Raw genomic sequence first — 10,202 nt, forward strand, 5'->3', positions numbered from 1 at the left:
CATTGGCACGTCTCTTGAGTTATTGATGTGCATCAGATGAAAAAAGTTAAAAAATTGGAGGATATTGTGAAAAAAATAACGTATATCATTTTTGGTGGTGTAGGATTGGTCCTGGTTTTAGTGACAGGACTGGTCATGGCAGAAAAACCGCAAATTCAAAATTTAAACAGGGCAGTGATAAAAATTGACAGTCTGTCCTGCGGCGGATGTTTTTCCTCGATCAATGCAGGTCTTTCATCTCTTGAAGGGTATTCAGGCATGGGAGCAAATCTATTTAGAAAGTTGCTTGCAATTGATTTTACTGCGCCGTTAACAGCTGAGAAACTATCCCAAAAGCTTTCTGAAATCGGATATCCGGGAAAACTGGAAACTGTTGACAGCATTTTGGAAAAAGAATCCTTTGCATACATTGACTCCAAGCGATCCGGCCTTGCATCTGCCGGTGGTGGCTGCTGTGGCGGCGGCCCTTCTCCTGATAACAACAATAGAAATCAAGGTTCATCCAACCCAATAGCACCGTCCGGCGGTTCATGCTGCGCACTTCCGGATGTTACTCAATAAACAAAAAATCTTTAATTTATAAGGAAGAGAAGAATGAAATTATTTCAGAAAATAAACACCTGTATTACCATCCTCTTAATCGTACTTTTAGTCGGTTCAAATGCTCATGCATTTTTTGGCGGCAAATTTAAAACCATGAAGCCCAAAGACGGGAATGTGTATATTCCCATTAATAAAGTCAATGATGGCAAGGCCCATTACTTTAAGACAAAGTCAGATGACGGGATCATAGTAGATTATTTTCTGGTTCAAAGTGGGGATGGTGTGATCCGTGCAGCCATTGATTCCTGTGATGTCTGTTACCGTTCCGGCAAAGGATATGTCCAGGATGGCAATGTCATGATCTGCACTAATTGCGGCAGACAGTTTGCGACGGACAGGATCAATGTGATTAAAGGCGGATGCAATCCGGCCCCGTTAAAACGGGTGGTTGATGGGGATAATCTTGTGATTTCCATGAAAGATATCAATACCAATTCCTGGTATTGCAAGTTTAAATAATGCAGAGAAAGGGTGTTTACATGGCATATGATCCGGAAAAATATCGGGAAAAAAGAGAGAAAGTCCTTGGAATAAGAAAAAGAGGCATGGGATTTGGAACCATTGCAATGGTAGTATCCCTGGTAATTATCGTGGGACTGAGTGTTGTGACGGTTCCCCAGGCGGTTTCTTATATGGCCACACGCCATCTGGATGATGCGATTTTTAAACTGGAGTCGGAGTCTAAATGGCCTGCAGGTGTCATCACGGGAATAAACGCCATTCAAGGGGTGAAAAACACGGTTAAAGACGAGCATACGACACGTCTTGTTGTTACTTATGACCGGCGCATAGTCAGTCTTTCCAACATCACTGCAAAGTTTGATCAGCAGAATCTGGATGTAACGCTGCTCAATCAAATCAATCATCGTCAGCATCAGAACACAATGAAAGAAGAGGAGGAAGAACTTGAAGCTTCATAATATCTCTTTTGGAAATATAAAACGTAGAAAAGGAAAAATGCTCTTTCTGATTTTGGGTCTTGTGATTGGTATTTCAACGGTGGTCACCCTTCTTTCCATCACGGAAAGCATGACCCGGAATATTGAGGAGCGGCTCAACCAGTTCGGTGCCAATATTGTCATGGTTCCTAAAAGCGAAAACCTGTCTCTCAATTACGGGGGTATTGATGTGGGCGGCGTAAGTTACCAGGTCCGGGAATTTGACCAGGAAAAGCTGCCGGGTATCAAAACCATAAAAAATTATAAAAATCTTTCCATCATTGCCCCGAAAGTCCTGGGTACTGTAATGGTAAATGATAAAAATGTCCTGTTAATGGGGGTATTATTTGAAGAAGAACTTGCCTTGAAAACATGGTGGCATAAAACCGGCGGAACATTTCCTGCAAAAGAAGATGAGGTTATGCTGGGGTCCCAGGTAGCAAGCCTGTTGGGATTTAAACAGGGTGATACCATAAGCCTTTCTGGAACATCCTTTAAAGTGGCAACGATTTTAAAACCCACGGGCGCTGCCGAGGATAATGCCATTATTTCAAATTTAAGTTCAGCCCAGAAACTCCTGGGAAAACAGGGCAAACTATCAATGGTTGAGATATCGGCCTTTTGCCAGGGATGCCCCATTACAGAACTGACATTGCAGATTGCAGAGAAATTTCCCAATGCAAAGGTGACAGCCATGAAACAGGCAGTCATGTCTAAAATGCAGTCCATTGACATGTTTAGATCTTTCAGCCTTGGTATATCCATTATTGTGATTCTCATTGGCTCATTGCTTGTTCTGGTCACCATGATGGGATCAGTAAACGAAAGAACCAGGGAAATCGGAATTTTCAGGGCTATCGGATTCAGAAGAGGGCATGTCATGCAGATTATCTTGCTGGAAGCCATGTTGCTGGGTATCATCGGCGGTATCCTGGGATTTGTTATCGGAAATCTGATTGCTTACGGTATTATTCCTGTCGTGATGAAAGACGGGGTCTTTGCCGGAATCAACTTAAATCTTGGAATTGTCTCCATACTCATGGCAGTGGCCTTAAGTCTTCTGGCAAGCCTTTATCCAGCTTTTAAAGCCAGTAACATGGACCCGAGCGAAGCATTAAGAGCACTTTAAAATAGAAAGAGAATAAAAATGACACAGGTTAATCATTTGATCGAAATTCAAGGATTAAAAAAAACATATCAAAGCGGTGACTCTAAAGTGGATGCCATTAAACAGATGGAATTTTTTATTGATGATGAAGAGTTTATCGCCATTATGGGACAATCCGGCTCTGGTAAGAGTACATTGTTGTCTATCATGGGTGCACTCAATCACCCGACCCAGGGAAAAGTTCTTGTGGATTCCCTTGACCTCTATTCTTTAAGTGGTGAACAGCGGGCTGATTTCAGGAGCGAATATATTGGATTCATTTTTCAGTCTTTTCAGCTCATTCCCTACCTGACGGTTTTGGAAAATGTCAAACTTCCCATGGCCGTCACAGGCCAGAAAAAAAAGATCAAAAACCAGATGGCTTTAGAGGTGATCAAACGGGTCGGGCTTGAGACCAAACCACACAGGCTGCCGGATCAGCTGTCAGGCGGAGAGCAGGAGAGGGTGGCCATTGCAAGGGCTCTTGTAAACAAACCTCCCATTATCCTGGCGGATGAACCCACAGGAAATCTGGATTCAAAAACAGCCAACGAAATCATGATGCTGCTACAATCTTTGAATGACGAAGGACATACCATCATTGTTGTTACCCATAACTCGGATATGGGAGCCTATGCAACAAGAAGTATCAAGGTTCAGGACGGGGAATGTTTTGCCTGAAATAATAATTTTTTTTGATGGCAGGGTCAAATGGTTTTAAATCCTTGTTGACAACATGGCTATGATTGCAATAGAAATTGCAAATGAAATTAATCATACAGGTAATCAGCTTTGGCATCGTGTGTTACAGCCTTATTCTGGTTGTACTCTATTTTTTCCAGGACAAGCTTTTGTTTTTCCCCGGCCCCACCCCATTTGGTGACTGTCCTGAAATGGAGCAGCACAATGCCAGGGCAGAAACAGTCGGGGATATCCGCTACTATCTTAAAACAAAATCGGATCCTGACTCCTGGATCGTCGTTTTCCACGGTAATGCCGGTAATGCATGCGATAGAACCTATTTTCTGGATCTTTTAAAGGACTTTAATTCCAACCTGGTTGTATTTGAATATCCTGGCTATGGGAAAGATTTAAATGCGCCCGGCGAACCCATTTTTCTTAAACAGGCCCTTGAGCTGATTCTTCATATCAAAAGAAAGGATCATAAGCAGTTGCCAGTTTATCTTATGGGAGAATCCCTGGGAACGGGGGTGGCAACCTTTATTGCAACTCAAACTGATATCAAAGGGTTGATTCTTATTTCTCCGTATACCTCCATTGCACAGGTTGCCCAGCATCATTATTTCTGGCTGCCTGTAAGATTTTTGATGAAACATAAATTTTTGGCTCACACCTGGGCCGGACAGACCCGGACACCGACCATCCTATTTCATGGCATCAATGATGATATTATTCCGATTCATTTTGCCCGGCAGCAAATTTTGAATTTTAAGGGAGAAAAAGAGTTGATTGAGATTCCAGATTGCGGGCATAACGATATTATTGATACCGGCGGAAAAATTCTTCAGCAAAAAATCCGTAAGTTTTTCGACCTCAACGCCGGAAAAGGCTTTAATGGATAAAATCGCTTCTTCCCGGATCATGGCAGATTCTTTTGTAAAATTGGCTGTCCCGTATCTTATTTTTTTGTAAAGCTAAATTTTCTGTTCCACATTTTGGAAACACGGGCCACAAAGATTTTTACCATCAAACAGCCGGATGCGAGATTCCATGGTCATTTCCTGACAGGAATCACATGGAATGCTTTTTAATATCCGGGCAGGGCTTACCGGCGGTACGTCTACCTCTTGTATTGAAAAAAGATCTGTTAACTCAGCCTGCAGTATCAGTTTGATTCGATGGTCCCTGTCTTGTTCATCCCTTGCAAAATCATTAAATACGGCTCGAAAGCCTTTTTTTGCGTCCCTGTCATAAAAGGTAAATGCTGACTTGCCATAATCTTTGTGGATGAGGTTTCCTTTGCCAAAGGAACATCCTGTCAAAAACTGGATGGCATCCACACCGCACATGTCGGTTTCAGTTACGCATACGGGATTTTTTGCATTCTGGATATCCAGTTTTTCCATTGCAAGTTCAGAGGCCCGGATTCCTATTGTCAGGCCCGGACAGCTATGGCCGTGGAACTTTATTGTTTTTTCAATCAACTCTTTTTCTAGTGAACATGTCATTCTTGAATCTCCTTTGTTAAATTCAGGCGGCTTTTACATTCTCAATGGGGATCACTATCGGAAAACCATTGTGATAAACTATTTCAACGCTGACACCATAAACTTCTTCTACCATTTTTGAAGAGATTTCATGTATTTTTCCAGCCCCATAAATTGTTTTATCCTTTAAAAATAAATACTGATCTGCATAACGCAAGGCTGTGTTTAGATCATGCATGGTCATGATCGCGGCAATATGATGTCCCTTTACAATATGTCTGATCAGCCCAAGAATATCAGCCTGGTTTTTAAGATCAAGGCTGCTTGTGGGTTCATCCAGCAGGAGAAGGTCTGTCTGTTGAACAAGTGCCCTTGCAATGGATACTTTTTGAAGTTCTCCCCCACTCATCTGATCAAGGTATTTCAGGCACAGATGGGAAAGATTCAGTCTCTTTATGACGGCATCTACTTTTTTTAAATCATCGGGACTTGTTTTATAGCTGATATGGGGATGTCTTCCCAGGAGGATGGCATCAAAAGCCGTAATCCTTGCCGTTTCATTCTTTTGTGCCACATAAGAGATTTCTTTTGCGATTTGTTTGATATCCATTTGTTTGATGTTTTTATCCTTTACAAGGATATCACCGTTTTGGGGAGAGAGGATGGAATTCAGGCATTTAAGCAGGGTTGTCTTGCCAACACCATTGGGACCGAGAATGACGGTTATTTCACCTCGTTGAATAGAAAAATTGACATTTTTCAGGGTTTCATGGCTTTTATAATGAAATGCAAGATCATTCACTTTAAGAATCATTTTCTATATCCTTTGATAATGAGATAAATAAACACAGGTGCTCCAAGGAACGATGTAAAAATCGAAACCGGCAGCACATGGGGTAAAAGAACCAGCCTTGCCACAATATCTGCAGAAAGAAGAATCAGGGCACCCACAAGAATGGAGGCCGGCATGAGAAATCTTTGATCATCACCAATCACCCGTCGAACAATATGGGGAGCCACAAGTCCGATAAAACTGATAATACCTACAAAAGAAATGATGACAGAGGTCACAAGGGATGCAGCCATCATTGCTGAAAGCCGAACGGTCTCAACTTTTACGCCAAGTCCTTTGGCGGTTTCATCACCCATATCCATGGCATTGTAATTTTTTGTGTTGGCCAAAAAATAGATCAAAAGACAAAGGGTTACCCAAAAAAGGAACCAGAAATCCTCCCAGTCTGCCCTGGCAACATCTCCAAATGTCCAGAACACCATGGCAGCAAGCTGAACATCATCGGCAAAAAATTGAAGGAGCATGGTTCCGGCCATAAAGAGTGATCCTAATGCGATCCCGGTAAGCACCATGATTTCCGGAGAAGATCCTCTGATTTTTGAAATATATGTGATAACACAGGCCGTTGCCATTGAAAAGAAAAAGGCAAACAGCAGCGTAACCACCGGGTTTGAAATACTTAAGGCATCATTTAAAGAGCTTGCCATTACACCGGTTCCAAGGATCATGACGGAAAAGGCGGCACCAAATGCAGCTGCATGGGCAATACCAAGGGTAAACGGTGATGCCAGAGGATTTCTTAAAACAGACTGCATCACCGTACCTGCGCTTGCAAGGCCTGCACCGGCAACTATGGCAGTCAGGGTCTGGGGCAGCCTGATATTCCAGATGATCAGCTCAAACTGCCTGGAACTCGAATTTTTAAAGAGGGTTTTAATCACCTCAAAAAATCCGATGCGGACTGACCCGAGAGATATGCTGGTAATTATAATGAAAATCAGAGCAATAAAGACCAAAAAAATAAAGAAGTTTTTTTTCTTTATATATCTTGAGTATTCCTCTGGTATTTCACCATCTTCAAAATGCATGGCCGCAGCCTTTTAATTGAAATCTATTTGTTGAAAAACCATGCCCCTGAACAATGAATTCATGGAATTGAAAACAGGTTTTGAAACCAGGAATTCATATATATCATTGGCTTTTTTTTCAGGGTTAATATCGTTAAACCTGTCCGGGTATAAGATTTGTCCTATGTACCAGGCATCCGCGAGGACTGAGCCAAAGTTCCGGGTATACCAGTTATAGGGAAGCACCCCATAAACTTTATTGGTTTCCACGGCAGTTAATCCTTTATAAACCGGGTCATTTTTTAGTTCATGAAGACCGCCATGACCTTCCCCCATCTGAAGGGTGGATAGATCCAGGAACAGGATATCAGGGTTGGCCTGCAGGATTTTTTCCTTGGAAAAGTTACTATGGTGGAAATTTTTACCTGTCATATCATTGGTTGAGGCAATATTTTTTGCATTGACAAATCGAAAGGGCGGATAAGAAGGTTCTGTGGATTGAAATCCATGGGGGCCTTTAAAAGCAATTCCCCCGACAAAACAGGTTTTCTTATCATCAACATCTTTTGTTCTGTTATCAAGTTCATGAATATGTTGGTTAAAAAACTGAACCAGTTCTTTGGCCCGGGATTCTTTTTGTAACACCTGACCAATGATGTCCAATGAATTGAACAATTTTTTTCTGTTTTTAGAAAGATCTCCGTATTCAAGGATGACCACAGGAATTTCTGTCTTTTTTTCAAGCTCAACAGGATTATATCCCATGGTGGCATATGTTTTGAAAATAACCTGGGGTAAAATTTTTAATCCCAGTATTTTTTCAGGATCATCATAACCCCTAAACCCTCCGAAAACAGGAAGTTTTTTGAATTGCGGGTTGGCCAGAAAATAAGGCCGGGCATCAAATTTTCTCTTTTTTGTTTCCATATCATCAACAGCCACAACAAGATTCTGGGCACCAAAGTAGGTGATCAGTCTTAAACATCCCGGACCCGAACAGATGATCCGATCAATTTTTTTGGGTATGTTGACTATTCTCAGGTTGGCATCGGTTATCTGCCTTAAGGGTTGAGCAACAGCAAAAAAAGCGGATAAAGCCAGAAACATAAAGACAATTAATGGTATCCAATATATATTTTTCATCATTATTTCCTCTTAAAATAAAAAAGCCACAAAGGTATAAATCTCCTGTTAAGGAAGTTTTCAGCCTTCGTGGCGCTATTTTTAATATTATGTTTTTACTGTTTTATTTTTTGTCTTCAGACAAAAGCTTTACTGTATTTATAAAATTCCTATTTTATTGTCAAGCAGAGTTTTTACCATTTCAGAGGGATCGCGACTTGATTTTTTCCGAGGTGAAATAGCTGCTAAGTTCGCATCAAGCATATTGCTGTTCGCAAAAGACATAGTATGGTTTGCTATTCTAATTATCCCAGGATCAACTTCAAATATCCAAGTGCGATAGCACCAAAGAGCGCAAAGGAAACATAAAGAATAAAAACACGGTGTTTTACAAGTGTCCAGACTGCGGCCATGGCCGGTAAAGTTGTTGTAGGACCTGCAATGAGGAAGGCCAGAGCAGCTGCCGGGCTCATACCCTGAGTCAAAAGGCCGCTGACCATAGGCAAAGCGCTTAGATTGCTGGTATAGACCGGAATGCCAAGAAAGGCTGCTGTAATAATGGCCCAAGAGTTTCCCTGGCCCATGATACTGGTGATCCATTCTTGGGGAACATAGAGAATAATGATGGCCTCCAGGAAAAAGGCCAGGGCCATGAATTTAGCAACCATAAGTGTTGCCACCCATGATTCTTTCATCAGACGACTCCAAAAATTCTGTTTTTCCTCAAATCCGTAGCTTTCTGTTTCTATACCATGACTATTAGGTTCTGTTTGGGGTAATACAGTATCATAACTGATCAAAGGCTGGATTTGTGTAACAATAGTGGTATTATCGCTGCAGCAGGCAGCGGCTGGAACCAGTTTCCTGGATTTAAAAGAAAATAGATTTTTTGTCTCTGCTAATAATCCATGCCAGGCATTCTGAATCATGGATGGTTTATTTTGACTGCTCAAACCCTTTGTGCTTTTAAGAACATTGGTGGGAAGCCAGTTTTTCAGTACCAGGTAATGGGTAATGAATCCGGCTGCCAGACTCAGGATAAGGGTACCGACCAGACGCCAAACTGCCAAATTCCAGCCAATGGTTCCCACACTTAAGAAAAAGATTTCAGGGTCCATGGAGGGAGATGCGATCCAGAAAGACATGACCGGTGCAAGAGGAACACCACCTATTAGCAGAGCTGCAATGACCGGGATGACTCCACATGAACAAAAGGGGGAAAAAGCACCCACAAGCGTTGCCAGAAGAATGGCTGTAACCGGACCTGCATCAAATGCACGTTTAATATATTTGGAAGCACCGGACATGCTTACTGCCACTGCAATGGGGATAGTGATCACAAGGTAGGGCCAGATGTGCAAAAAAGCGCTACCCATGAAATTTGCTATTCTTATTATCTCGTTTGTCATGTTTAATCTCCTTTTTATAAGATCAGTAATTCTATATTTCTAAATACTTCGAAATATAATGGCAAAAAAATATCTATTTAAGTATTACATTGACCCTCCGTACAGCATTCAGCCTGGAGAAAGTCTATCAGTTCGTTCAGAACTTTAAACTGGGGAATACAATATAAGGTTCGGCTTTCCCTTACCTGGCGGATCAAACCTACTGAAACCAACCGGCTGATATGGTGTGACAGAGTGGAACCCGGAATATTCAATTCTTCTTGAATCTGTCCAACCGGAGCACCTTGATCCCCAACTTTTACAAGATATCTAAAAATTGAAAGCCGGGTGATATGTCCTAATTCTGCCAGTTTTTTTGCTGCAATTTTATTTTCCATGATTCCATAATAAATACTTGTAAATGGTTTGTCAACTATATTTTTAGAATTATCGAAATATTATTTTAATTTTTAAACATAATAGGCAAAAACCAGGATGTTATAAGGTGATAATGTCAGGCTTATTAGCCTGCATCATAGGTGCATGAGGTGAAATCTATTTCCTCGCCGCATTTATCGCATTTATGGGGTTTTTCAAATTCATCCGAGAAAATTTCCTTTGTCGCATTGCATTTAGGGCAATTGCAGGTAAAGGATTGTAAATTCTTAAATTGTTCAAAACCTGGGCAATGTGCTGGGGTTGTCATAATATCCTCCTCCTTTTAGATTTGATTATTGGAACGAGAATCTCATTAAAAATTAAAGGTTAATTTGCCATCATTGTCAAGATAAAATAAAAGATTTAACCTATTTTAAATTTACCAGGGTTCTGCCTTTTAAAGGGTGTTGAAACCATTCAAAATATAGCAGAAATATAATATCCCTATTAAATTTCACCCAATTTTTCAATTTTTTTTTGCTCATATCGTTTGCTATTTCACCTGATTTTGTTTTTAGCCTTTTAAAATCTCATATTA

General features: G+C 41.1%; 13 protein-coding genes. 6 read left to right on the plus strand and 7 right to left on the minus strand.

Going from position 1 to position 10,202, the window contains the following annotated elements; translation table 11 throughout:
* Positions 1 to 66 precede the first annotated feature (66 nt).
* From QAI40_RS10355 to QAI40_RS10380, 6 genes are all read left to right on the plus strand, one after another.
* Entirely contained in the window at positions 67 to 561 is a 495-nt protein-coding gene (locus QAI40_RS10355) for a heavy-metal-associated domain-containing protein (RefSeq protein WP_299981493.1), read from the plus strand.
* A 33-nt stretch (positions 562 to 594) separates the two neighbouring features.
* Positions 595 to 1,062, plus strand: coding sequence for a DUF2318 domain-containing protein (locus QAI40_RS10360; RefSeq protein WP_299981495.1), 468 nt, complete (start codon positions 595 to 597; stop codon positions 1,060 to 1,062).
* Positions 1,063 to 1,082: 20 nt separating this feature from the next.
* The gene (locus QAI40_RS10365) at positions 1,083 to 1,523 is read left to right on the plus strand and encodes a hypothetical protein (protein ID WP_299981496.1); all 441 of its coding nucleotides are present in this window, start codon (positions 1,083 to 1,085) and stop codon (positions 1,521 to 1,523) included.
* The gene (locus QAI40_RS10370) at positions 1,510 to 2,670 is read left to right on the plus strand and encodes an ABC transporter permease (protein WP_299981498.1); all 1,161 of its coding nucleotides are present in this window, start codon (positions 1,510 to 1,512) and stop codon (positions 2,668 to 2,670) included. Before QAI40_RS10365 ends, QAI40_RS10370 begins: the two co-directional genes overlap by 14 nt.
* Positions 2,671 to 2,688: 18 nt before the next feature.
* The gene (locus tag QAI40_RS10375; RefSeq protein ID WP_299981500.1) at positions 2,689 to 3,369 is read left to right on the plus strand and encodes an ABC transporter ATP-binding protein; all 681 of its coding nucleotides are present in this window, start codon (positions 2,689 to 2,691) and stop codon (positions 3,367 to 3,369) included.
* A gap of 83 nt (positions 3,370 to 3,452) precedes the next feature.
* Entirely contained in the window at positions 3,453 to 4,271 is an 819-nt protein-coding gene (locus tag QAI40_RS10380) for an alpha/beta hydrolase (RefSeq protein WP_299981502.1), read from the plus strand.
* A 72-nt stretch (positions 4,272 to 4,343) separates the two neighbouring features.
* Here the strand turns inward: QAI40_RS10380 and QAI40_RS10385 are convergent, their stop codons facing one another.
* The 7 genes from QAI40_RS10385 to QAI40_RS10415 form a co-directional block, all read right to left on the minus strand.
* Positions 4,344 to 4,877: an FmdE family protein gene (locus QAI40_RS10385; protein WP_299981504.1), complete on the minus strand. Its 534-nt coding sequence runs from the start codon at positions 4,875 to 4,877 to the stop codon at positions 4,344 to 4,346.
* A 22-nt stretch (positions 4,878 to 4,899) separates the two neighbouring features.
* Positions 4,900 to 5,670 carry an ABC transporter ATP-binding protein gene (locus QAI40_RS10390; protein ID WP_299981507.1) on the minus strand — a complete coding sequence of 257 codons (771 nt, stop codon included), beginning with the start codon at positions 5,668 to 5,670 and terminating at the stop codon, positions 4,900 to 4,902.
* A complete protein-coding gene (locus QAI40_RS10395; RefSeq protein WP_299981509.1) occupies positions 5,667 to 6,737 on the minus strand; it encodes a FecCD family ABC transporter permease in 1,071 nt (356 codons plus the stop codon). The genes QAI40_RS10390 and QAI40_RS10395 overlap by 4 nt, the downstream gene beginning before the upstream one ends.
* A 12-nt stretch (positions 6,738 to 6,749) precedes the next feature.
* Entirely contained in the window at positions 6,750 to 7,862 is a 1,113-nt protein-coding gene (locus QAI40_RS10400) for an iron ABC transporter substrate-binding protein (protein WP_304511621.1), read from the minus strand.
* A 281-nt stretch (positions 7,863 to 8,143) separates the two neighbouring features.
* Complete coding sequence (locus QAI40_RS10405) at positions 8,144 to 9,247, minus strand: permease (RefSeq protein WP_299981513.1); 1,104 nt, start codon at positions 9,245 to 9,247, stop codon at positions 8,144 to 8,146.
* A gap of 77 nt (positions 9,248 to 9,324) precedes the next feature.
* Positions 9,325 to 9,624 (minus strand): ArsR/SmtB family transcription factor, encoded by a 300-nt coding sequence (locus QAI40_RS10410; RefSeq protein ID WP_299981515.1) that lies wholly within the window; start codon positions 9,622 to 9,624, stop codon positions 9,325 to 9,327.
* A gap of 125 nt (positions 9,625 to 9,749) precedes the next feature.
* Positions 9,750 to 9,932, minus strand: a complete 183-nt coding sequence (locus QAI40_RS10415) for a hypothetical protein (RefSeq protein ID WP_299981516.1) — start codon at positions 9,930 to 9,932, stop codon at positions 9,750 to 9,752.
* Between the last annotated feature and the right edge of the window lie 270 nt (positions 9,933 to 10,202).

Source organism: Desulfobacula sp., from assembly GCF_030611305.1.
In the GTDB taxonomy this organism is placed as follows: Bacteria; Desulfobacterota; Desulfobacteria; order Desulfobacterales; family Desulfobacteraceae; genus Desulfobacula.

What these genes read in the sequence shown, in the direction of transcription:
- QAI40_RS10360 (WP_299981495.1), top strand. Translation starts at nt 595, where the DNA reads ATGAAATTATTTCAGAAAATAAACACCTGTATTACCATCCTCTTAATC.
- QAI40_RS10365 (WP_299981496.1), top strand. Translation starts at nt 1,083, where the DNA reads ATGGCATATGATCCGGAAAAATATCGGGAAAAAAGAGAGAAAGTCCTT.
- QAI40_RS10375 (WP_299981500.1), top strand. Translation starts at nt 2,689, where the DNA reads ATGACACAGGTTAATCATTTGATCGAAATTCAAGGATTAAAAAAAACA.
- QAI40_RS10380 (WP_299981502.1), top strand. Translation starts at nt 3,453, where the DNA reads ATGAAATTAATCATACAGGTAATCAGCTTTGGCATCGTGTGTTACAGC.
- QAI40_RS10385 (WP_299981504.1), bottom strand. Translation starts at nt 4,877, where the DNA reads ATGACATGTTCACTAGAAAAAGAGTTGATTGAAAAAACAATAAAGTTC.
- QAI40_RS10390 (WP_299981507.1), bottom strand. Translation starts at nt 5,670, where the DNA reads ATGATTCTTAAAGTGAATGATCTTGCATTTCATTATAAAAGCCATGAA.
- QAI40_RS10395 (WP_299981509.1), bottom strand. Translation starts at nt 6,737, where the DNA reads ATGCATTTTGAAGATGGTGAAATACCAGAGGAATACTCAAGATATATA.
- QAI40_RS10400 (WP_304511621.1), bottom strand. Translation starts at nt 7,862, where the DNA reads ATGATGAAAAATATATATTGGATACCATTAATTGTCTTTATGTTTCTG.
- QAI40_RS10405 (WP_299981513.1), bottom strand. Translation starts at nt 9,247, where the DNA reads ATGACAAACGAGATAATAAGAATAGCAAATTTCATGGGTAGCGCTTTT.
- QAI40_RS10410 (WP_299981515.1), bottom strand. Translation starts at nt 9,624, where the DNA reads ATGGAAAATAAAATTGCAGCAAAAAAACTGGCAGAATTAGGACATATC.
- QAI40_RS10415 (WP_299981516.1), bottom strand. Translation starts at nt 9,932, where the DNA reads ATGACAACCCCAGCACATTGCCCAGGTTTTGAACAATTTAAGAATTTA.